The 23,216-nt window shown below is 51.8% G+C and carries 19 protein-coding genes; 3 read left to right on the forward strand and 16 right to left on the reverse strand.

Annotation, left to right across the window (positions count from 1 at the left end; translation table 11 throughout):
• Nucleotides 1-12 precede the first annotated feature (12 nt).
• From BM231_RS14140 to BM231_RS14155, 4 genes are all read right to left on the reverse strand, one after another.
• Nucleotides 13-1,128, reverse strand: coding sequence for an ABC transporter ATP-binding protein (locus BM231_RS14140; RefSeq protein ID WP_093520358.1), 1,116 nt, complete (start codon nucleotides 1,126-1,128; stop codon nucleotides 13-15).
• Between the two features lie 5 nt (nucleotides 1,129-1,133).
• Nucleotides 1,134-2,015, reverse strand: a complete 882-nt coding sequence (locus BM231_RS14145) for a carbohydrate ABC transporter permease (protein WP_057465290.1) — start codon at nucleotides 2,013-2,015, stop codon at nucleotides 1,134-1,136.
• Entirely contained in the window at nucleotides 2,015-2,908 is an 894-nt protein-coding gene (locus tag BM231_RS14150) for a carbohydrate ABC transporter permease (protein ID WP_063311069.1), read from the reverse strand. The genes BM231_RS14145 and BM231_RS14150 overlap by 1 nt, the downstream gene beginning before the upstream one ends.
• Before the next feature lie 118 nt (nucleotides 2,909-3,026).
• The gene (locus BM231_RS14155) at nucleotides 3,027-4,277 is read right to left on the reverse strand and encodes an ABC transporter substrate-binding protein (RefSeq protein WP_057465291.1); all 1,251 of its coding nucleotides are present in this window, start codon (nucleotides 4,275-4,277) and stop codon (nucleotides 3,027-3,029) included.
• Nucleotides 4,278-4,482: 205 nt separating this feature from the next.
• Here BM231_RS14155 and BM231_RS14160 point away from each other — a divergent pair, with 205 nt between their 5' ends.
• Nucleotides 4,483-5,535 (forward strand): LacI family transcriptional regulator, encoded by a 1,053-nt coding sequence (locus BM231_RS14160; RefSeq protein ID WP_093520360.1) that lies wholly within the window; start codon nucleotides 4,483-4,485, stop codon nucleotides 5,533-5,535.
• 4 nt (nucleotides 5,536-5,539) lie between these two features.
• Here BM231_RS14160 and BM231_RS14165 read toward each other — a convergent pair whose 3' ends face one another.
• Nucleotides 5,540-6,232 carry an HD domain-containing protein gene (locus tag BM231_RS14165; RefSeq protein ID WP_093520362.1) on the reverse strand — a complete coding sequence of 231 codons (693 nt, stop codon included), beginning with the start codon at nucleotides 6,230-6,232 and terminating at the stop codon, nucleotides 5,540-5,542.
• Nucleotides 6,233-6,398: 166 nt separating this feature from the next.
• Entirely contained in the window at nucleotides 6,399-7,892 is a 1,494-nt protein-coding gene (locus tag BM231_RS14170; protein ID WP_093520364.1) for an alkaline phosphatase, read from the reverse strand.
• 221 nt (nucleotides 7,893-8,113) lie between these two features.
• On the opposite strand from BM231_RS14170, the gene BM231_RS14175 reads away from it, so the two are divergent.
• Nucleotides 8,114-9,424 (forward strand): DUF3422 family protein, encoded by a 1,311-nt coding sequence (locus tag BM231_RS14175; RefSeq protein WP_244527174.1) that lies wholly within the window; start codon nucleotides 8,114-8,116, stop codon nucleotides 9,422-9,424.
• Between the two features lie 40 nt (nucleotides 9,425-9,464).
• On the opposite strand, the gene BM231_RS14180 is transcribed toward BM231_RS14175, so the two are convergent.
• The 4 genes from BM231_RS14180 to BM231_RS14195 all read right to left on the reverse strand — a co-directional run bounded on the left by BM231_RS14180 (nucleotide 9,465) and on the right by BM231_RS14195 (nucleotide 15,352).
• On the reverse strand, nucleotides 9,465-11,087 hold the full coding sequence (locus tag BM231_RS14180) for an ABC transporter ATP-binding protein (RefSeq protein ID WP_093520721.1): 1,623 nt from the start codon (nucleotides 11,085-11,087) through the stop codon (nucleotides 9,465-9,467).
• Nucleotides 11,080-12,222: an ABC transporter permease gene (locus BM231_RS14185; protein WP_093520366.1), complete on the reverse strand. Its 1,143-nt coding sequence runs from the start codon at nucleotides 12,220-12,222 to the stop codon at nucleotides 11,080-11,082. Before BM231_RS14185 ends, BM231_RS14180 begins: the two co-directional genes overlap by 8 nt.
• Nucleotides 12,222-13,247, reverse strand: a complete 1,026-nt coding sequence (locus tag BM231_RS14190; protein ID WP_063310934.1) for an ABC transporter permease — start codon at nucleotides 13,245-13,247, stop codon at nucleotides 12,222-12,224. Before BM231_RS14190 ends, BM231_RS14185 begins: the two co-directional genes overlap by 1 nt.
• An 80-nt stretch (nucleotides 13,248-13,327) precedes the next feature.
• Nucleotides 13,328-15,352 carry an ABC transporter substrate-binding protein gene (locus tag BM231_RS14195; RefSeq protein WP_093520723.1) on the reverse strand — a complete coding sequence of 675 codons (2,025 nt, stop codon included), beginning with the start codon at nucleotides 15,350-15,352 and terminating at the stop codon, nucleotides 13,328-13,330.
• Between the two features lie 407 nt (nucleotides 15,353-15,759).
• Here BM231_RS14195 and BM231_RS14200 point away from each other — a divergent pair, with 407 nt between their 5' ends.
• Nucleotides 15,760-16,461, forward strand: a complete 702-nt coding sequence (locus BM231_RS14200) for a helix-turn-helix domain-containing protein (RefSeq protein ID WP_208860373.1) — start codon at nucleotides 15,760-15,762, stop codon at nucleotides 16,459-16,461.
• 29 nt (nucleotides 16,462-16,490) lie between these two features.
• Here BM231_RS14200 and BM231_RS14205 read toward each other — a convergent pair whose 3' ends face one another.
• The 6 genes from BM231_RS14205 to dctP all read right to left on the reverse strand — a co-directional run bounded on the left by BM231_RS14205 (nucleotide 16,491) and on the right by dctP (nucleotide 23,193).
• On the reverse strand, nucleotides 16,491-17,261 hold the full coding sequence (locus BM231_RS14205) for an SDR family NAD(P)-dependent oxidoreductase (protein ID WP_093520370.1): 771 nt from the start codon (nucleotides 17,259-17,261) through the stop codon (nucleotides 16,491-16,493).
• A 118-nt stretch (nucleotides 17,262-17,379) separates the two neighbouring features.
• Nucleotides 17,380-18,750, reverse strand: a complete 1,371-nt coding sequence (gene melA / locus BM231_RS14210) for an alpha-glucosidase/alpha-galactosidase (protein ID WP_063296590.1) — start codon at nucleotides 18,748-18,750, stop codon at nucleotides 17,380-17,382.
• Nucleotides 18,751-18,971: 221 nt separating this feature from the next.
• Nucleotides 18,972-20,378 carry an amidase gene (locus tag BM231_RS14215; RefSeq protein ID WP_093520372.1) on the reverse strand — a complete coding sequence of 469 codons (1,407 nt, stop codon included), beginning with the start codon at nucleotides 20,376-20,378 and terminating at the stop codon, nucleotides 18,972-18,974.
• 11 nt (nucleotides 20,379-20,389) lie between these two features.
• On the reverse strand, nucleotides 20,390-21,652 hold the full coding sequence (locus BM231_RS14220) for a TRAP transporter large permease (RefSeq protein WP_093520374.1): 1,263 nt from the start codon (nucleotides 21,650-21,652) through the stop codon (nucleotides 20,390-20,392).
• Nucleotides 21,649-22,137, reverse strand: a complete 489-nt coding sequence (locus BM231_RS14225; protein ID WP_093520376.1) for a TRAP transporter small permease — start codon at nucleotides 22,135-22,137, stop codon at nucleotides 21,649-21,651. The genes BM231_RS14220 and BM231_RS14225 overlap by 4 nt, the downstream gene beginning before the upstream one ends.
• Before the next feature lie 57 nt (nucleotides 22,138-22,194).
• Nucleotides 22,195-23,193, reverse strand: coding sequence for a TRAP transporter substrate-binding protein DctP (gene dctP / locus BM231_RS14230; protein ID WP_093520378.1), 999 nt, complete (start codon nucleotides 23,191-23,193; stop codon nucleotides 22,195-22,197).
• Between the last annotated feature and the right edge of the window lie 23 nt (nucleotides 23,194-23,216).

Below are 23,216 nucleotides of genomic sequence, written 5' to 3' on the forward strand. Positions count from 1 at the left end.
TTTTCCTGAGACTTACGCGATGCGCATTTCTGAGGAAGGATCAAATGGGATCGCTTTATCCATGTTGATCGCAAATGGCACATCCTGCCCGGCAACGACCTGTGCATCCGCACGCATGCGTGCGTTACAATCTTTGCCGCCGAGAGATGACATCACGTAGGTATCAGAACCAGCTGGCTCCGTTACGATGACGCGGTTTATGATCTGCTCGATGTGGTTTGCCTTACGATCAGCGCCTTCAGGATCGGTGATCGCTTCTGGGCGGATGCCCAGCACGATTTCCTTCTGATCAAAGCCTTTCAAAGCTTCGGTCGGATTGGAGAACTTGAGATTCACCTGATCACTGAGGCCCGTTGGAAGCTGTGCGAAGATGCCATCTCCATTCGCAACCACCTTAGCTGGAACAAGGTTCATGCTTGGAGAGCCCATGAAGCTGGCGACAAACAGGTTTGCCGGATTGTCATAGATCTCTTTTGGCGTACCCAGCTGCTGCACGTACCCGCCGTTCATGACAGCAATGCGCGTGGAAAGCGTCATTGCCTCAATCTGGTCGTGGGTCACGTAAACGATGGTCGTTCCAAGCTTCTGGTGCAGCTTCTTGATCTCTGTGCGCATATCAACGCGCAGTTTCGCATCAAGGTTGGAGAGCGGCTCATCGAACAGGAACACGTCCGGATCCCGCACAAGCGCCCGGCCCATGGCCACACGCTGACGCTGACCGCCGGAAAGCTGGCCTGGCTTGCGGTCCAGCAGCGGTTTGATCTGCAGCATCTCGGCAACGTCGCTCATTGCCTTTTCACGCTCAGGCTTAGCAACGCCATGCATTTCCAGACCAAACGTGATGTTCTGACCGACTGTCATGTTCGGATACAGAGCATAGGACTGGAACACCATAGCGATGTTGCGCTTGGACGGGTGAACCCCGTTCATGGTCTGCCTTTTGATGGCGATGGTGCCGGAGGTGATATCCTCCAGACCGGCAATCATGTTGAGCAGAGTGGATTTTCCGCAACCAGACGGCCCGACGAGCACGAGGAATTCCCCTTCCTGCACGTCGATATCGATGTTGTGAAGCACCTTGGTTGAGCCGTAAGACTTGGTCGCATTGTTGATTTTCAGAAAGCTCATAGGTCTTATCCCTTCACCGATCCGGCCATCAGGCCTCTTACGAAGTAGCGGCCAGCCACAATGTACACGAGCAGTGTCGGTAATGCGGCGAGGATCGCTCCGGCAAAATGAACGTTATATTCTTTGACGCCCGTTGAAGAACTGACGAGGTTGTTCAGCGCAACCGTCATTGGCTGGCTATCCAGATCAGCAAACGAGGCACCGAACAGGAAGTCGTTCCAGATGTTGGTGAACTGCCAGATGACAGAGACAACAATGATTGGACCGGAACTTGGCAGCATGATGCGCCAGAAGATGCGGAAGAACCCTGCCCCATCAATCTGAGCTGCACGGATCAGCTCTGTCGGGAACACCTGATAGTAGTTCCTGAAATACAGAGTGGTGAAGCCGAGGCCGTAAACCACATGTACCAGCACCAGACCCGGTGTTGACCCTGCGATACCAAGGAAGCCAAGCACACGTGCCATCGGGATCAAAACGATCTGGAATGGAATGAAGCAGGCAAACAGCATCAGACCGAACAGAATGGTATCACCCTTAAAGCGCCACTTGGTCAGCACATAACCATTCAAAGCACCCAGAACGGTTGAGATCGTGACTGCCGGGAACACCATTTTGAGGGAGTTCCAGAAGTACGGCTTCAGACCTGTTGGCTCTACGCCAATCTGTGCGCTGTTCCAGGCTTTAAACCAGGGTTCCAGCGTGAAGACCTGAGGCAGTGACATCATATTTCCGCCAGTGATCTCTGAAAGAGGCTTAACGGAGTTGAGTACCATAATGCCAAACGGCAACAGGTAGAATGTCGCGAACAGGATCAGCATCAGGTAAATGAATGCGCGGGTGATGCGCCCTGTGCTTATGGCATTATCTGTCGAGGCTACGGACATTATTTTTTCTCCCGCAGTTCGGCATAAAGGTAAGGCACCATAATCGCAGCGATGGTCATGAGCATGATAACAGCGGAGCTGGCGCCGATGCCCATCTGGTTGCGGGTAAAGGTGTAGGAATACATGAAGGTTGCCGGTACTTCCGTCGCTCTACCCGGTCCACCGCCCGTCAATGCCACGACAAGGTCGTAGGACTTAATTGCAAGGTGAGACAAGATCACGAACGCTGACAGGAAGGCTGGACGCAGTTGCGGGATAATGATCCGGCGATACATGTTCCAGTTGGATGCCCCGTCAATTTGAGCGGCCTTCAGGATTTCATTGTCAATGCCGCGCAGTCCGGCCAGGAACATGGCCATAACGAAGCCACTTGTTTGCCAGACAGCTGCAATCACAACCGTGTAGATGGCGAAGTTCCGGTCTTTGATCCAATTGAACTCAAAGCTCTCCCAGCCCCACAAATGCATTGTGTGCTCAAGGCCGATGCCCGGATCGAGAAACCACTTCCATGCCGTTCCCGTTACGATGAAGCTGAGCGCCATCGGATACAGGAAGATTGGACGCAAGAATCCTTCGCCGCGGATCTTCTGGTCCAGAAAAATCGCAAGACTCAAACCAATGGCTGTACAGATTGCGATATACAGACCTGCAAAAATGCCAAGGTTTTTGATGGCAATGGACCAATGCCGTAGCCGGAACAGCTTTTCATAGTTCTCCAGCCCGACCCAGTCATAGACTGGCAGAATACGGCTTCCCGTGAAGGAAAGGTATACGGAGAAAATGATAAATCCATAGACAAAGACCAAGATCAACGCCAACGAGGGTGATAACACCAGTTTTGGAATGAGATTTTGGAGTCTTGTCCGCAGGTCCGGTTTTACTGCCGTTGGCATCGCATAGTCAGCGGCCATGGCAACGGATGAGTTGGTCTGGTCGACCATGATCCCTGCCCCCAGATTTTATGTTGTTTTGGGAAAAATGGGGCCAACACATCGTCGGCCCCACTTAAAATTACTTAGCGATGGAGACAGCGTCTACCAGCTCATCAACAGCGGTAGCGGAATCGAACTCACCGTTAAAGTGTGCTGTTACAACGTCATAAATGGCGTTTTTAACAGATGCTGGTGCAGAGTGGCCGTGTGCCATGGAACCGTAAAGGTTGCCGCTTGCAGCAGCTGCAGCCAGATCTTTCATGCCCTGTTTTGCACATGCATCAAACGCTTCGTCGGAAACGTCGGTGCGTGCAGGAACGGAGCCCTTCACCACGTTGAAGGCAGACTGGAAGGCAGGAGACAGGATTGCGCTTGCAAGAGCTGCCTGCTCTTTAGACACTTCACCGCCCTGATCGAACATAGCGAACTGGTCAGCGTTGAAGGTTACCTTGTCCTGAGTACCAGGGAAACGGAAGCAGAGGAAGTCTTCGCCTGGCTTTTTGCCAGCACCGAGGAACTCACCTTTTGCCCAGTCACCCATCATCTGGAAGCCAGCTTCACCGTTGATGACCATTGCAGTTGCAAGGTTCCAGTCACGACCAGAGAAGTTGTCGTCTACGTTTGCGCGCAGAACAGACATGCGATCAAACGCTTCCTTCATGGTGTCGGAACCAAGAGCAGCTTCGTCCAGATCAATGAATGCAGCTTTATAGAAATCTGCACCACCGGTGGCCATGACGATTGCATCAAACAGAGTTGCGTCCTGCCAAGCCTGACCGCCGTGTGCGAGCGGCGTTACGCCAGCTGCTTTCAGCTTCTCAAGCGCTGCTGTGAACTCTTCCCAAGTGGTTGGTGTTGCAATGCCGTTTGCGTCCAGCACTGCTTTGTTTGCCCATACCCAGTTGGTTGAGTGTACGTTTACTGGCGCAGCAATCCACTTGCCATCGTACTTTGCAAAGCGCTGAAGCGCAGCAGGTACAACTTCGTCCCAGCCTTCTTTAGCTGCAACAGCGTTGAGGTCTGCCAGAGCGCCTTCTTTTGCCCAGTCCTGAATGTCGAAACCAAGCATCTGAACTGCAGTTGGCGCGTTACCAGCGGTTACGCGTGCACGCAAAACAGTCATTGCGCTTTCACCGCCGCCGCCAGCTACAGGCATATCTGCCCAGCCAATGCCCTGTGTTTCCAGATCCTGCTTGAGAACGTTAAGTGCAGCTGCCTCGCCGCCTGCTGTCCACCAATGCAGGACTTCCACGTCTGCTGCCAAAGATGGAGCAGCTGTTGCTGCCAACAGAGCCAGAGCCGATGTGGTTTTTACTAGTAGTTTGTGCATGTGTTGCCTCCCGATCACAACTTAAAATTTCTACACAAAAATACGACTAACATAGTACTTATAACGTTACAAATATCGGATCTGTCAATGCAAAAAGTGAACCCATTGACTTGAATGATCTTTTTTGTATCAAATGATACTCACCTATTTTGTTGTATCGTTATAACGAAGATCTAACTGATTTACGGGAGGTAACTGGCTTCACATGTCGACACAAAAACCGCCAAATTCCTCCACTCATTCCACCTCGAAACCTACGCAGAAGACAATTGCGGAGATCACCGGCCTTGCGGTGACAACTGTCTCGCGAGCGCTTCAGGGTGACGAAAAAATTGCACAGGCAACCCGGCTGCGCGTAAGTAAAGTTGCTGAAGAAATCGGCTATGTTCCTGACCGCGCGGCGCAGAGATTACGCACCGGAAAGACTAAAGTAATCTCACTGATTCTTGACCCCCATAACGAAATTCTGGGGTTTGGGAACTCGTTGATCACTGGTGTGGCTCATGCATTGGCCGGGACTGACTACCACCTGAACGTGACACCGCAGTTCCTTGGTGGTGATCCGATTGAGCCTGTTGAGTACATTGTTCGCAACAAGTTGGCGGATGGAATCATCTTCTCACGGACGCGGCCTTTTGATGAGCGGGTGCGTTTTTTGAGGGAGCGCAGCTTTCCGTTCACCACACATGGGCGCACTGAGTTCGGCTATCAACATTCCTTTGTGGATTATGACAACGAGAAATTCGCGTACGAATCTGTCTTGCGGCTGATGCAAAAAGGGCGGCGTAGGATTTGCGTTATTCTACCGCCCAACCATTTCACGTTCCATCAGCATCTGAATTACGGGTACATGCGTGCTATTCGGCAAGAAGGTTTGCAGTGCTACATTCCTGAGGGCATCAATCTTGATTCAGATATGCCGGAGATCTTTGAATGGGCGCAGACGATTGCCCGAACAAGCGATGCTCCTGACGGGTTTATCTGCCCAGGTGAAACCTCGTTCCTTGCGATTGCGAACGGGTATCGGCAGGCAGGAAAAGAGCGTGGGCGGGATTTTGATGCGGTTGTGAAATCAAGTTCACAAACGCTGCATCAGATTGATTCACAGATCGACAATATCAGTGAAGATATTCGGCAGGCCGGTGCTTTGCTGGGGGCAAATCTGCTGAAGACGATGCTGCACCCGGACGGTCCGTTTGAGCAGACCATCCAGGATCCAGATATCACATTCCCAGCTCTCAAATCCTATCAGGACTGAGTTCTCAAGACGCGACTTTCCGCGTTTCCTCTTCGATCCAGAGGTCATCGCCTTCTGGATAGGTAAAACCTGTTTCTGCGGCCAGCTGCTTTAGGAAGCCGATCATGTAGTCAGTGCGTTCGCGCGCGACTTCACGGCCTTCTTTGGTCTGCATGGTTTTATGCAGTTTGAGCAGTTTGAGCGCGAAATGATCGACACCAAATGTCTTGTCGTCGAGGTCGCGTTCGCTGGCGAAGAGGTCGCCACCATGGAACAGATTGGAGTTCATGGTTTTGGCGATATAGAAAGTGCGGGCAATGCCGATTGCGCCGAGTGATTCAAGGCGATCTGCGTCCTGAAGGATTTTAGCCTCAATGGTTTGCGGCTCGATTTCAGCAGAAAAGCTATGCGCTTCAATAGCGTGTTTGATTTTCTCGATGTTCTCGGCACAAACACCCAACTCGATCAGGATTGGCTCAGCTGCATCTGCTGAGAGCTTGGAAGCCTTTGCGCGATCCGGTGAGTTCTTGGGAACATTGACCAGATCATGCAGGTAGGCAGCTGCGATCAGCACCTCTTCATCGCCCTCACCGCGACGTTGCGCAATGTCCAGTGCTGCCAGTTTCACACGGCGCGCATGGTACAGGTCATGGCTGGCATCATCACTCTGATCATGCGCTTTCAGCGCCGCTTCCAAATTCTTCTCGAACTCAATCATCGGAACTCACAGTTATAAAATGAGCTCGAAACCTACGTCAGGTCAGTGTGCATTTCGAGGCAAAACTGATCTGAACCCCCGATAAAATTGCAAGGTCATTGGGCAAGGTCGTGGCTCGCTGCGCGCATGATACAAACAAGCATCACAGCGAGGCCACTGTACCAAATTAGCGCTCTTTCGCACTTGCTGCGTGGTTCATGACATTGAAGATGTAATTTTGCTCAACTGTGCCGTCAAACAGGTGTGCCCATGGGCCTCTTGCATAGACGGCGACATCCTCTCCTGAATGCGTTTCTGACGGGGTTGGAAGCAAGGATTGTTGTTTGAAATCAGGATCTGTTGCCTCTTCCTGTGACAGCACTGAACGGGTACCGAACCAGTTGTTTTCTTCTGTCAGGATTGAACCGGGACCGTTCAAATAACTGGCGACAGAATATGGTTTTCCATCCAGCATCAGGTGCATTTTATTGGTGTGTTTGACGCCGTTGTTGTCGATAGCCATGCACAGCCCGTTGATCGGCGTACCGCGTCCGCAATAGCCGTTGAACGACAGAGTGTGGGCGTGATCTGCTGTGACGATGATCAGAGTGTCCTGATCGCTTGTCATCTCTTTGGCCACGGCGACAGCTTCCGCAAACGCAACACCGTCAGTCAGGGCGCGATATAGGTTTCCGGCGTGATTGGCGTGATCGACACGACCACCTTCAACCGTGAGATAATAGCCGTTTTCATTATCTTGAAGTGCTTCAATGGTCCATTTCACCATATCAGCCAAGGAGGGTTGGTCTTTTCTATCATACTCATACTGCATATGACCTGCTGCAAAAACGCCAAGAACAAGCTTGTCAGCAGAGGGATCAAGGTTGTTGAAGGAGGCCTCATTCCAAGCGTAAGACACGCCAAGCGCCTTGGCTTCTTCGATCAGGTTGCGCCCATCTTTGCGATTGCCAGCGGTGCCCTCGATGGTTTTTCTGCTTTCAGGCAGCATATGGCGTTGCCCGCCTCCAAAGGCGACATCAATGGTGCCATTCTTGATCTGCTCAATCAGCTGTGCAGCGATGTCTGGCACATCGCACCCCTCAGGTAGATCAGAGTCGTCTTCGAACCTGCGACTGGCGACGTGGGCATAGGCTGAGGCTGGTGTTGCATCCGTGAGGCTTGCCGTTGAGATGATGCCGACCGCCTTGCCTTCTGCGGCCATCACTTCTGCAATGCTCGCGATACTGGCGCTTTCAACGGCTGAGCAGTCGCCAACATTCAGTGTTTCATCCACCCCGAGGACACCGGCTTTGGTCTTCACGCCTGAATGGAATGCTGTTCCGGTGCCTGCGGAGTCTGGTGTTTGCGCATTTACATTGTAGGTTTTGACCAAGGCGCTGTGAGGAAATGTTTCTTGTGGCAACACATTTTCTTCACCCAGCAATCCGTTCTGCTGGCCTTGGAATATCCGCGTTGCATAGTTTGTCGAAATTCCGTTGCCATCTGCAATCATCAAAATGATGTTTTTGGCCGGTTTCGTGATTGGCTGTTGAGCAAGTTTGCTCTCAATTTCCGCCTCTGCTGCCTCAAACCATCTGTTGTTTTTTTGAGGAAAATCAGTCTCTGCCCAAGCATAGGATGCGGAACAGGCCAGCAGGAGCGCAACAAGTGGCGTTTTCATTTCAAATCCTCAAAAGGTGATGTTTCGGGCGCAGTGTGTACTTTACAATTCTTAGGGTTCGATATGCTGAACAGGAAGAATTCGAGTTATTTTTCTTCTTGATTGCAATGGCCCCAGCTTCCGCTGCGACAATCCGGCGCAATACGTATTTTTGTGTAGATCAGCAGAGTTGTCTGCTTCACACTTGGCCTTTCTGGCTTGAAGACCAAGAGGGGCATGCTTTGGGTAAGGTTGACGATATGTTGGAAGAGGCATGCGCTGTGCAGCAACTTCCGGAACATCCACTACGCCAAGCCATTCTTGCTGAAGTTCATGCGCGTCCCTTCGTCCCCATGCACGGTGAATGGCAAATTCTGCAATACGCCTTCATGGTCGACCAAGATAAGAAGCAAGCAGAACAGCAAGCTCTGCTTAGGTTTACATCAGAGGAAACAAACCCGCCTTCTAGGACCTCAGAGCACTATCTCCATCAGACTTTCAAAGATTATTCTTTACGTTGGGAGCAACACAGCGAGTTTTCTACCTATGCCGTGGAACGGCCTTTACCCTCAAGCTTTCACGCACAAGATCTAACTCTCTTTACCAAGGGCCTGATTGATCCTCCTGGGGAGTTGATTGCAGCCGTTCAGTTAACGATAAAAGCCGCAGCTGAGCCGGAGGCTGGCGATCTGTCCGAAAAATTTGACCTTGCGAGCTTGAGTGTTTCCCAAATCATTGAAGGACGCGCAACGCTGGTCACCGACTTCAAAGCCGGTGATGATGGCATTGTTTCATTTCTTCTGCTCGATCATGGGCTGTCTCCTCTGGAACTGGGAGCGACCGTGCGACGTGTTCTGGAGCTTGAGACGTACAGAACCCTTTCGTTATTGGGGCTTTATGAAGCACGGAAGCAGCAAACCGTTGTAAGCCGTATTGAGCAGGAACTCATGGGCATTACGGCTCAACTGCGCAATTCAGGAGACGCAGAAGCGCATTCTTTATCGCACAATGAGGAACTGCTGGCAGACCTTTCTTCTCTTGCGGCAGATTTGGAAGCTTCTGCGATGGAAAGTCTTTTTCGGTTTGGAGCGACACGGGCCTATTCCGATATTGTCAGGCGGCGCCTGGATACTCTTGGGGAGAGTAAGGTCTCGGGTTATGACATGATCGGACGTTTCCTCAACCGGCGGCTGGCCCCCGCCATGCAGACATGCCGTGCTATTGAAGAGCGGCAAGCCAATCTATCACGAAAGCTGACACGGGCTGTTGGGCTTTTGCGCGCCCGGGTTGATGTGGAGCTTGAACGGCAGAACCGGGACTTGCTGAAGTCCATGGATCAGCGTGCGAAGTTTCAACTTCGACTGCAACAGACGGTGGAAGGGCTTTCGATTGCAGCGATTTCCTACTACGTCATCAGCCTGATCGGTTACGCTTTGAAAGGCGCGAAGGCCGTTGGCTCCCCACTTGATCCGGCTGTTGGTATGGCCGCGTCTGTTCCGCTGGTGGTTGGTGTGCTCTGGTACGCCCTGAGAAGGCTGAAAGCAGCACATTAAAGCATGATGGCGACGGCGCTATCGCCGCCATCATGAACACTTACAAATAAGCAGCAGAGACCAGCCGTTGTGTGTATTCGGTCTGAGGTCGATGCAGAACGTCCAGTGTATTGCCAGCTTCGACAACGTTTCCGTGCTGCATAACCATGACGTTGTGACAGAGTGTTTTGACCACCTTCAGATCATGACTGATGAAGAGATAACTCAGCTTTAGCTTCTCTCGCAGATCTTTCAGCAGCTCGATAATCTGTGCCTGAATGGAGAGATCCAAAGCAGACGTTGGCTCATCCAGTAAAATGAACTTAGGCTTTAAAACGATAGAGCGTGCGATCGCGATCCTCTGACGCTGACCACCTGAGAACTCATGAGGAAAGCGGTCCATAGTGCTGCGTGGCATCTGCACAGCGTCCAGCGCATCAGCCACCATGGCCTGCCGTTCTTTATGGCTTCCACCAATGCCGTTGACCTTGAGCCCCTCACCCACAATCTCGCCTACAACCATGCGAGGATTAAGCGAGGAGAACGGGTCTTGAAAAACAACCTGCAGGTCAGTCCTTAGAGGCTTCAATTCTTTTCTGGTGAGATTATCGATCCGGTTTCCGTCAAAGGTGATTGCTCCTGAATCTGCTTTCAAAAGCTGCAGAATAGACATGCCTAATGTGGATTTTCCGGAGCCAGATTCTCCGACTATACCAAGCGTTTCACCAGACCTGATGTTGAGGGAGATATCGTTGACGGCCACCAGCTCTTTGGTTTTGCGCCTGAACAAGCCACCATGTTTTGAAGTGAACGTGACACGGACCTTATCTGCATCCAACAGCTCGTAAAGGCCCTCCTCCAGTTTATCTGGCACACCGGACGGTTCACTTTCAATCAAGTGCCGGGTGTATGGATGAGATGGTGTCTCGAAGACCTCTTTTGTGCTTCCGGTTTCAACAATCTTTCCTGCGCGCATCACACAGACACGATCACTCACCTGCCGCACCACATTCAGATCATGTGTGATAAGAATAATCGCCATACGGTGACGTTCTTGCAGCTCTCGCATGAGTTTGAGGATTTCAGCCTGGACGGTCACGTCCAGCGCTGTGGTTGGCTCATCTGCAATGAGCAGGTCAGGCTCGTTTGCCAGTGCCATCGCAATCATGACACGCTGGCGCTGACCACCGGAAAGCTGGTGCGGATACTGGCTGAATCTGGCATCAGGGTCCGGAATTTTCACCTCTTCCAACAGCCGGAGCGTTTCTTTTTTAGCGTCTGCCTTGGAGATCTTGCGATGTGAGCGGATCATCTCAATGATCTGGTCTCCAATCCGATAAACCGGATTGAGGCTTGTCAGAGGCTCTTGGAAAATCATGGAGATGCGGTTGCCGCGGATCTTTTGCAGTTCCAGCTCACTCATGGCTGTCAGGTCACGATCCTCAAAGCGGATCTGCGAGCCGTTGGCCAGTGTCGCGTTTTCGGCGAGCATTCCCATGATTGCGCGGGCGGTAACCGATTTGCCGGAACCTGACTCCCCAACAATGGCCAGTGTTTCGCCTTTTGCCACCGCATAGCTCACCCCTTTCACTGCTTCCACGGTTCCGGTCACCGTTTTGAAGGTGACGGCCACATCGCGGATGGTGAGCAGGTCTTTGTGTTGTGATTGGTCGATACTAGGCATTGCTGTAGGGATCCATTGCATCACGAAGGCCATCGCCAGCGGCGTTGAAGGCGAGTACGGAAACGATGATCATTGCGACTGGCGCCATCATCCACGGTGCAGCGCTGAACGACTGGAAGTCGAGGATCTGGTTGAGCATGCTGCCCCAGGAGACCATCGGCTGCTGAATGCCCACGCCCAGGAACGACAGGAAGCTCTCCAGTAGAATGATCTCCGGCAGCTGGTAGGTTGCCCAGACAATGATGTGCGAAGATGTGTTGGGGACGATATGCGCACTGATGATGCGGCAGCTTGAGGCGCCAACGGCTTCTGCTGCGCGGACATATTCCAGATTGCGCATGGAGAAGACTTTGCCGCGCAACTCACGGCAGAGATCTGCCCATCTGAGCAAGACGAGGATGCAGGCGAACATGATAAAGATCGTCACCGGCTCCGCACGGCGTGGCAACAAGGCGACCAACGCCAGATAAAGCGGGAGGTCCGGGAAGGCCTTGATGAACTCGACCATTCTCTGAACAATGAGATCATACAGGCCGCCGAAATACCCGGAACTCACCCCAAGGATAATCCCGATCACACAGGCAGATCCCATCACCATGAGTGCCATGAGCAATGTTATGCGAGTGCCAAAGATCATGCGTGAGTAAACGTCACGGCCCAGATTATCGGTGCCAAGGATATGGAACTTACTTCCATCTGTTGTGCCAAACAGATGTGTTGTGAAGGTGAGACCCAGAAACTGCCAGGGTTCCCCTTCTACAAACAAAGCGACATGCGAGATTTTATCAAGATCAGGCACAAACGTGATCTCAAAGGTCTGCATGTTCATTTCTTCTTTGAAGCCCGTGACATACGGTGTCGTTAGGCTGCCATCTGGAGTGAATATATGCAGAGCTTGTGGGGGCGAGTATAATGCCGCCCGATTTGCTGTTTGCGCTCCGTATGGAGCGATGAAGCCAGCAAAGATTGCGGTCAGAAAGATCAGCATACAGGCGACAAAGCCAACCATGCCGTACTTGTTTCGCACAAAGCGGCGAACCACGAGCCCCCAGTAAGAAATGGAGGGGCGGTCTTGTGCCAGTTGCTGCGCGTCTACGCTGCCGTGTTCGATTGCGTCAGTGTCGATCTGGGTCATCACGCATTTCCTTCCATTGCAGCTTGGCGGACACGCGGGTCGATGAGAGCGAGCAGCAGGTCGGCAACCAGATTTCCGACAACCATTATGGTGGCGACCAACATGAAGATCGCAGCAACCACATACATATCGCGCTCGGCAACTGAGGAGAGGATCAGCGGACCAATGGTTGGAACGCCCAGTACGATTGCGATCTCGATCTCACCTTTGACCATGTACTCAAAGCGACTGCCGATGTTCATGATGACAGGGTGCAGCGCATTTGGAATGGCATGCACCAGAATGATGCGGCTGCGAGACAGGCCTTTGGCGCGAGCTGTTTCGATGTATTGAGATTTCATCACATCCAGCAGGTTGCCGCGCATCATACGCAAGGTATAGGCCTGCCCGGCCCAGATAGAGATGAGCAAGATTGGCCAGACGTGTTTGAAGAAATCCCAAAGCTTATCGAGCGACCAGTAGTCTTGCAGCAAATACTCGGGTGATTGCAGTGCTCCGATGTAAGGAGAATGCCAGACGAAGGCCAAATAATACAGGATGATCAGCGAGATAACGAATTTCGGAATAACAATGCCGAGGAAGGCAACGATTGTCGAAATGGTGTCGCCGAGCTTGTACTGGTTCATGGCTGCGTAAACACCAAGAGCACCGCCAATAAATTGAGCCAGTACCATTGCAGTGAAGGCCAGAGCGAGTGTGCGTGGCAGACGCAGGCCGATGACTTCTGTGACCGGCTTGGAGAAGAAGAACGAGTCTCCGAAATCGCCAGCGGTGACGATGCCAACAATCCATCGCCAATATTGCACGACAACGGGCTGATCTAACCCTAGCTGTGTGCGTAGCATTTCTGCCTGAGGTTCCAAAACTGCACGCGATTGTCCGGTTTGGGCGGCTGTTGTCGACATCCACATGTCAACATAATCGCCCGGAACGGCTTGTATGATCGCGAAGGAAACTATGGAGATCCCAATCAACAAGACCAGTGTTGCAGCTGCACGTTGCGCCAAAAAGCGTAACAAGCCCATTTATCTAGCCCTCCCAGCTATTGAGCATTTATTGCTTATTGTGTTGGAAGGCGGGCCAGAATTGACCCGCCTTGCCTGCCTTAGTACTCAGCGATCGTTCCTGGGAGGAGTTCTTTCAACTGCTGATCTTTTGGTGTCCAAAGACGCTCACGCACGACACCATCTTCTGCCCATTCGAACATGTTGACGGGTGTGCCCGGATGCGCGTTCCTGATGCGTTTGTTGACGAGAAGCGCAGCAGGAGCCTGAACGGTGCCAATGGTATAGGCATTTTCGGTCCACAGTCGTTGGATGGTTTTGGCTGCACCAGCTGCTTCAACCGCATCCCATGTCGACAGAATGGTCTGATAGGCCTCGACCATCTCGACCTCAAAATCCATCAGGTTTCGCGTACCATCTGAACCTGGAAGGTGCCGGTCAGGACAGCTGTTCGCGATTGGGAGGTGGAAACAGGTTTCGCGTGTTGGAAGCGCCCATTCTTTCCGGCGGATCAACATGTTGAAGTCGCCGTTCTTCGAGGCAGTATCAATTGTATCCACGTTGCGGATCAGCACACGAATGCCTGCTTCTGCCAGCATCAGAATGATCGCATCTGCCTGTTTTTTCTCAGTGACTTGCCTGCGATCTGTCATCATGTCGATTTCCAGATCAGCCCCTGTGCCCGGCATATTGCGAATGCCGTTGCCATCAGTGTCTTTGATGCCCAAAGCATCCAGCATGGCGTTGGCTTTTACTAAGTCATACGGATAGTAGACCGTGCTGTCGTAATCATAATACGGCGATCCGCTCGAGAAGCCGCCAGAATATGGGTACATGAACGGTCCGCGAGCCACTGATTGGCCGATCGCCTGACGGTCAAGCGCATGGCTGAGAGCGACGCGGAAGTCTTTTTGCCGAAAGAACTTGCGAAGTTCAGCATCCACTTCGTCCTGAACACCGTTTGTTTCCGAGAAGTTCAATTCCAGACGCCATGACAGAACGCGCGGGCCAAAGTTGGCTTTCACCGGCGCATCTGCGGACAGTGTTTGCTTGAGTGCTTCCACGAAGTTGCCCGGGTTCTCCATGTTGGAGAAGTCAGCCGTCCCGGCGACAGCTTGCGTGGTGCGGTCTGACCAAGTGGACAGTTTGAAGTGCATCTCGTTCAGATACGGCAGCTGATTGCCGGCTTCATCTGTTTTCCAATAATATGGATTGCGGCGCAAAATCACCAGTTCATCGGCCTTATGGCGCACTGGCACCCAGCCTCCGAGGACAACTGGTGGAACCGCATCTGCTGGCATTGCATTGCGGTAGTCTTCGTAACTTGCATCCTTATTGTACTTTGGATGTTTGGCTTTCAGTGTGTGTGCCGGTCCGGGGCAGCCTTGGATATATGCCAAGGATTTCAGGATTTCAGGCCCTTGTGCCTTAGCGAAAATGAACTTGAATGTGTAATTATCAATCACTTCAAGCTTCGTGCCATCACCAAGACCACCTTTTGGCAGGCGAGATGCAATGTTCTCATCCTGAACATTGTCTTCCCACCAGAAGCGGATGTCTTCGGTATCAAAGGGATCGCCATCAGACCATTTGATGCCTTCAACCAAATGCATGGTCAGCTCGGTTTTGTCGTCGCTCCATTCCCAGCTTTTGGCAAGATTTGGTAGCGGGCCAGACTGTTCCTCTGCCTTCACCTGCCAGAGCGGGCCGTTGCGCACCAGACATTCCTGAATGGCCATGTTGATGCCACCCCAGCCTTGATGTTGGCCAGCGAGCCAGTTCCAGCCTTCTGGGCGACCACCGATGACATGGCGAAACACACCGCCATAAACGCCGATACCTTCTGACATGGCTTTGGTTGACATAACCAGCGGCTCTGCTGGCAGTCGCTCACCAACAGGTGGCAACTTGCCTGCCTTGACCAGTTCGCTCAGGAACGGGGCTTCGCTATAGCCATCCAGTTTCTGATAGGTCCACAAATCACTGCGAGACAGCAGATCATATTCCAATGTGGACATGGACTGCTCAACCGGCATTTTGTCGGCCAGTGCTGAACTTGCCGCTAGAGCGCAGGCACTTACGCCTGCTGCTAAGCAAAGTTTGGACACAAGGTTTGTTGAAGACATCAATTCCTCCCCCATTTCGTTACTCCCAACACCATCATGGCCACCCGCGCCACTCATTTTCCTCCGGTTTTCTATTCATAAATTCCGATTTTCTTCGTAGATGCTTTTAAACTGCGTATTTCTCTATACTATACACATGGGAGAATATTGAGAGCCGAACTCTCGTATTAACATCGATTCATTCGGCTTTTTGAATATTGACGTAAGAGGAGGATGTATAATTGAGCATTAGTGATGACTTATATCGCCAATATTTGGATCAGAGTGTCATACCAACGACAGATAATTTTCTGATTATGCGCCATAAGCCTCACGTATTCTCAAAAAGACCATACCACCATCACGCCTCTATTGAAGTGAACTTCCTAATCAACTGTGAAATGGATTATTCCTTCTCAGGAAGTCATGTGACTGTTCATCCGGGCTACATGATTTGCTTCTGGGGTGCTGCACCACACGGTGTTGTGGACGTGCGCGGTGATGGCGATATGGTCAATCTCTACATCTCCTTTGCACAAATATTGCAATGGGGCTTGCCTACACGCATCACAGATGCACTCATTTCAGGAGATGTGATTTGCAACAAAGTGCCCTGCCCGATTGATGCGGTGCGCTTTGGCCATTGGGCGAGCGAGTTCAAAAGAGATGACATCAACTGGCGCAAACTGGTGCTGAGTGAGATTTCATCCCGCTTCACGCGCTTGGCACTGGATGGCTGGAACACGCTTCATCATGACTACCGTCAATCCAGTACTGTGGTTGGCCGCGGAAAATCCATGTTGCATGTGGAAGAGATGTTGCGGTTCATTTCTGAGAACCACACCTCGGACATTTCCGTCACTGATGTTGCTGAATGTGTTGGCTTATCGCCAAGCCACGCGATGACTTTGTTCAGGCGCATTGTGGGCCTGCCGATCAAGGAGCATTTGACGCGTGTCCGGCTTTCTCATGCACGCATGTTGCTTGCAGAATCTGAAATGAAGATCTTGTCTATCGCAATGGATGCCGGGTTCCGGTCGCTTTCCAGCTTTTATGAGGCGTTCCAGAACCACTTCAGCACCTCTCCTGCAGCGTTTCGCAAGCAGGCCCGCAACATCGGCAAGATATAGCGGGCAGCTGCCTACCCGCTATTTTAGCTTTAGCCTGTTACGACTACGCCGCCATCAATAACGAGCGCCTGACTTGTCATCATACGGCTGGCTTTAGATGCCAAAAACAATGTTGCATCAATGATATCGTCTGGATCCAGATGCTCTTTCAGGCACTGGCGCCCTAAGTGAGCCTTCAGGTCTTCCGGTGTCGCCCAGAGGTCTTTTTGGCGCTGAGTGAGGACCCAACCCGGCATCAGGGCGTTGACGCGAATGTTGTCTGGTCCCAGCTCACGTGCCAGTGCTCTGGTTAAGCCAGTGATGGCTGCTTTGGACGTTTCATAGGCCGGATAGCCTGCATTGCCCATCATGTAGGAAATGGAGGAGAAGTTGATGATCGATCCTCCGCCAGCTGCTTTCATGCCTGCTGCGGCGGCCTGCGCGGTGAAGAAATGCGGGCGCAAGTTAACGTGCATGGACGCATCCCATTGATCTACCGTGAACTCCTCAAGGGTATGACGGGTATCATTGGCTGCGTTGTTTACCAGAACTGTGACAGGTCCGTGCACCTTTTCAGCTTGTTTGACTGCGCCTTGCAAAGCTTCAACATCGGTGACATCGCATTTGATGAACAGAGGTGCTACACCATGCTTTTTCTTCATCTGCTCAGCAAATTCCGAAGCATCAGAGCGCTGCACAAAAGCGACTTTGGCACCTTGTTGCATAAAGCCATCAGTGAGACTTGCGCCGATCCCTGCCCCGCCGCCAGTGATGAACACACTTGCGTCTTTCAAATCATGAAAGGTGACGTTCCCAGACATTTATTCCCCCAAAGAGTGCTTAGCACCCATCTTTGATATATCAGAACATACATAAGCGGCAGCCTCGTTTCAGGCAACCGCTTATGTCATCGCATTTTTCTAATTGGCAGCGCTCTTGTTACGCAGTTTCAAGCACTTGCTTCTGCGTCCAGGCTGGCAACCAGTCTTTATGCGCTTCCAAAAGCTCATCTACCATGGCCCAGATTTGCTCCAGATCCAGCTCTGCTGCAGTGTGAGGATCAAGCATTGCAGCGTGGTAGATATGCTCACGGTTTTCGGTCATAAGCGCTTCAACAGTAAGCTCCTGAGGACCAATATTTGTGCGCATAAGTGCCGCCAATTGTGCTGGCAGTTTACCGATGTGCGTTGGTTGGATGCCGTTGCGATCAACAAGACAAGGCACTTCAACCGCACAATCACTTGGCAGTGAGGTGATGTAGCCTTTGTTTTGAACGTTGCCATAAATAACAGCAGGCTCACCTGTCCAGACAGAGTTCATGATGGTGGACGCATATTCCTGACTGCGCTCTACTTCGATGCTCTCTGCATTTTTGTAGTCTTCCACCTGAGACTTCCAGCGTTCAATCTGCTCTACGCAGCGCACTGGATACTCATCAAGCGGAATGGAGAACTTTTCCAGCAAGTCTGGACGATCACGTTTAATAAACCACGGAACATACTCAGCAAAATGCTCTGAACTCTCAGTTACAAAATGGCCAAGACGGGTCAACATCTCGTAGCGCACCACGTTTTGACAGCGAGGGTTCCATGTAGACGGCTTTGGATAGCGGCCTTCGCGGTAGCCTTCTATCAGTCTTGGATAGAGATCCTCAAATGTGCCGTCTTCCTTGACCTCTTCCAGATACTGGTAGAATGCCATGTGATTGATGCCTGCACATTTAAAGCGAATATTTGCAGGATCGATATCAAGGTCGTGAGCGAGCTCTTTGACAGTACCCTGAACAGAATGGCAGAGGCCTACCTGTTTGATTTGTGGGTACTTTTGAGCAATGGCCCAGGTGTTGATCGCCATTGGGTTCACGTACTGAAGCATGACCGCATCCGGGCATACTTTGAGTATATCTTCGCAGATGCTCCAGAGGTGTGGAACAGTGCGCAGACCGCGCATGATGCCGCCGATACCGAGAGTGTCGGCGATGGTCTGGCGGAGGCCGTATTTCTTCGGAATTTCGAAGTCGGTGACGGTGCAAGGCTCAAAGCCGCCGATCTGGAATGCGACAACTACAAAGTCAGTGGAATCAAGCGCTTCCATCTGATTGGTGTGCGTTGAAACTGTTGCGCTCACTCCCAGCGTCGAAATCAGTTTACGCGCCACAATCTCAGATTCACCAAGGCGTTCTTCGTTGATATCCATCAGAGCGACATGGGCGCCGGAGAGCGCTGGACGCTGCAGAATATCGCCGATGATGTTCTTCATGAACGTGGTGGAACCGGCGCCAATGAAGGTGATTTTGGGGTTTCGGGCCATGCTTTTCTCCCATTTTCTGAAGAGCTCGCCAGCGCTTCAGATTGCATAGTTCTTGAGGGGATAACCGGACAGCCTTGAGACGGATGTCCTAGAGCTCTCCTTTGATGAAAAACTATGGATCAACGCCTCATTTTTCTTCCCGTTTTCTATTCTAAATTTCCGGAAATCACGGCAATTTAGGCCCTGGTTTGCATTATTGACCTCCAGATCACAGGCAATGACTACATCATAGCGCTTGGTGCCGGAGCGAGCTGGGAAGAGATAAATCCGTTGTCCTCCAGCACTTTAGCTGTTCTGAAGAGGTGCTCTTCACCATGACGCGGGCCGACGAGCTGGATGCCGACAGGAATACCGTCGTGGGTATCATGAATGGGAATGCTCATAGCCGGGAGGTCAAGAAAGTTTATAGCACCGAGGTAGGTATTTGTTTTTGCTATCTCTTTAAGGCTCTCGACTGATTTGATATCTGCGCCTGCCGGGAATGCGTTTTTTGTGCAAACTGGTGAAAGGATTACGGGATATTTGCGTTGAAATTGGTCAATCAGGCGATGATAGTGCGATCTGGAAGCCAAAGCCTGTGCGTAGCCATGGTAATCCATCGGCGGTACCAACTGCGTGTAGTACTCAAAAATAGTCTTCAGTTGCTCAGATCCAAAACGCTCGATCACGCTCTCCTTCTGGAGTGCTACTTCGGTGATGAGGAGAGATGTGTAGCGTGTATAGACTTCTTCGATAAAATCGATGCTGGTGTTATGCACCTTGTATCCCTGCTGCGCCAGCACCTCGCCTGCTTGCTTCAGAGCTTCATTGATTTTTGGATCGGCGTCTGGTGGAGTGATGAGCGCGACGCTGTTTGGGAAGATCTTGTCCTCATCCATGTCCGGCAGTGACCATGTATCCAGATCGGAATAGCCCTTCATTACATCATAAGCGAGTTTGAGGTCGTTAACGGAGCGTGCGAGTGGTCCTTGTGCCGAGGAGAGTTGGATGGTGATTGGGCGTTCTGCAACTGCGGTCGCATTGTAAAACGGTATGCGGCCATGTGATGGTCGCAATCCCAGCACGCCGCAGCAGAAGGCTGGCAATCTGATTGAGCCGCTGAGATCTGAGCCATGGGCGATGTATCCGATACCAGCTGCCAGTGAGCTGCCTGCTCCGCCGCTTGAGCCGCCCGGTGTGCGGGATACGTTCCATGGATTGAGGGTCTGACCGAACAAGATGTTATCCGTATGAAAGCGCCATGACATTTCTGGCGTGTTTGTGCGCCCAATTGGGATTGCCCCTGCCTGTTTCAACCTCTGAATAAGGGGAGCATCCTGCTTAGCAATCAGGCCAGCAAATGCCTTCACGCCGTTGTTTGTGGAGGCGCCAGCCTGATCAATATTTTCTTTGATGGTGACGGGTACGCCGTGGAGCGGGCCTAACGGATCGCCGCGCTGCACCGCCTGATCTGCTTGCTCCGCTGCCTGACGGGCCTGATCATCAAAGCGAGTGGTGATGGCATTCAGATGTGCGGTTTCATCAATGCGTGCCAGATGCTGTTCAATCACCTCACTGCATGTAATCTGCCTGTCGCGGATTGCTTGAGAAACTTCGACTGCCGTCATTTTGAATATATCTTCAATCATTTACGGGTTCCTCAGCTTACAAAAAAGAGTGAGAGTTCAGGCAGAAAGGTGACGAGAAGCAGCACACAGAGCATAATCAGGACAAATGGAATGACTGATCTAGTGACAGTCCAAAAGCTTTCCTTGAAAGCCTGAGAGGCAACCACAAGATTGATGCCCACAGGTGGTGTCAGCAGGCCAATCTCCAGATTGATGATCATGATCACACCGAGATGCACTGGATTGATGCCGTAGATTGTTGCCACTGGGAGCAAAATGGGCGCCATGATCAAAAGAGCAGAGATGATTTCCATAAAGAACCCAACCATCAACAATAAGATGTTGAGGCCGATCAGGAACATCCACTTTTCTTCCACGTGGGAGGATAACCATTCAGCCAGCTGGCTTGGAACTTGTTCTGTGGTCAGCACCATGTTCAAGGTCGCGGCGATCGCAAGAATTGGGAGCAAGCCGCCAAGCATCTGGGTTGTGTGAATGACAGCCTCCCAGAGCTGGGCCAGTGTGAGCTCTTTATAGATGAACAGCTCAACAACAAGCGCATACGCCAAGGCGATGGCCGCACTCTCCGTTGCGGTAAAGTACCCGGAATAGATACCACCTAGCAGAATGACCGGCATGAGCAAGGACCAGATGCCATTGGCGATTGCGCCGCCAACAGCACCGACGTCAAAACCTGTGCGCGGCATCGTTTTATTGGCCCATGCAGAATAGATCGCCAAAGCGATGGTCAGCAAAAGACCCGGAATGACGCCTGCCAGAAACATATCGGTGATAGAGGTTTCGGTGACCAGACCGTAGATGATCATCGGAATGCTGGGCGGGATGACGACACCGAGCGTCCCTGCACTCGATAACGCTCCCAGAGAATAACTGGTGGAATATCCCTGCTCTCGCAGTGCTGGGTACAGCACAGATCCAACCGCGAGCAGCGTAACCATGGAGGAGCCCGAAATTGCAGCAAAGAAGGCGCAGGAGAGGATTGTTGCTACGCCGAGACCACCTGACAAAGACCCGGTCAATGCTTTGAGGACAGCAACGAGACGCTCAGCAATCGCACCGCGGCTCATGATGGAACCACACAGCAAAAAAACGGGAATGGACAGGAGTGCTTCACGATCCAGCGCAGCCCAGAAATCCTCAGCCATGAATACCAGCTCGCCATCGCTATAGAGCAGCTGGACCGCCCCACCGAGCAGCATCAGGATCACGATGAAGTTCTGCCGCAAGATCAGCATCACCAAAACGGCGAGTGTGAGAAGGAGCGCATAGGTCATTCCGCGTCTACCTCCTCTGGCCTCAACGAGGGCAACAGCATGAAGCCGAAATATCTGAGGGCGTTGGAGCAGAAGGCGTAGGGCATGATGGTCTGAAACCACCAGAGCGGCCAGTCCACCACGGGCACGAGGAATCCAATTTCATAAGACGAGCGTACCAACTCAAATGAGACATAGCCCGCGAGCAGGAAAAGTGCTCCGCTCAGGCCATCTCCCAGTCGCTGCAGAAGGTTTTTCCAGGCTTCTGGCAACAAATGGTCTGTGACCTTGGGGCGGATGTGGGTGCCGGATGCTGTTGCAAGGCCAAGGCCGAGCATGCCAGCAAAAATGGCGGCAAACAGAGCAATTTTGCTGCTGTGCATCAAGGAGAGATCGAAAAACTCTCGTGCAACGACATCTGCCAACATGGCCAACACCACGATGATGTAGGCCAGAGCAGCAAATGTCGCTTCAAATCGGTACAGCAGCTGGAAAAATCGCTTCATGCAAATTGAAAAGAGCCCTCAAAATACGGTGGGCTCTTCCTTTCACGTGTCATGGAATCAAAGCATACAGGCTTTCTTTGCCTCTAGAATCTTAGGCCAGACTTCTTGCGCCTGCCCGCCGATTGAGCTCACCAACTGCTCACGCAATGGCAGGACAGCTGTTTTCCATTCTTCGCGTTGTTCTGATGTAAGCTTATGGACTTGCCCGCCATTTTCCTGAAAACCTGCGAGCATGTCTTTAGCCATGGAGCGTACTTCTTCTCGCAGGCCCTGGACAGGCACCAGAGCATTGGTGATGCTGTCCTGTTCATTTTTACTCAGCTTCTTCCATGTGCGCATGCTCATGACCAATGCTCCAGACTGGTGAAGATGCGCGGAGAGCGTGAGGTGCGGTGCGAGTTTGCCCATGCCCATAGCTACATAGGTCATGGCTGGCAGTGTTCCGCCCTCAACCATTCCGGTTTGCAGCGCTGACGGTGTTTCAGCAAGGGGCAGAACAACTCCGTTTGCACCCATGCCTTGCCAGAAGTTGACTGAGTATTTTGCAGGTGCTGCGCGCACTTTCACGCCCTTCACATCACCTGGCGCAAGAAATGGTTTTTTGCCGAAGGTATGGATCCAGCCCAGCTCGTTCCACTGCAGGAACTTGAAACCCTTTTTCTCAAAAAGAGGTTCAAAAACAGGCGTGAGATGCTTATCCATTGCGCAGTCAATTTGCGCGTAACTGTCCCATAAAAAAGGCACTCCCATCAGTGCCATTTCCGGCACGACAGTGGAGAACGCAGTCATGGAACTGCCAAGAATATCAATGCGTCCGCGAATGGTTTTCTGCACCATCACCGGTTCTGTACCGAGTTGGCCTGCATGAAATAATTTCGCGCTTATTGCTCCATTGGAATTGAGAGAAATCTTATGCGCAATGGCTTCTACATGGTTTACCCATGGAGTACCCAAAGGCGCACTGGTTGCAAGTTTCAGCTCTTTGGCAGCCTGTGCACCACTCATAGATAATGTGAAAGATAGTGCCGCCCCCAGCAATAATTCGCGTAATTCCATAGCCCCCCCAATATGTTCCCAAA

The sequence above is a fragment of the Pseudovibrio ascidiaceicola genome (assembly GCF_900114245.1).
GTDB lineage: Bacteria > Pseudomonadota > Alphaproteobacteria > Rhizobiales > Stappiaceae > Pseudovibrio > Pseudovibrio ascidiaceicola.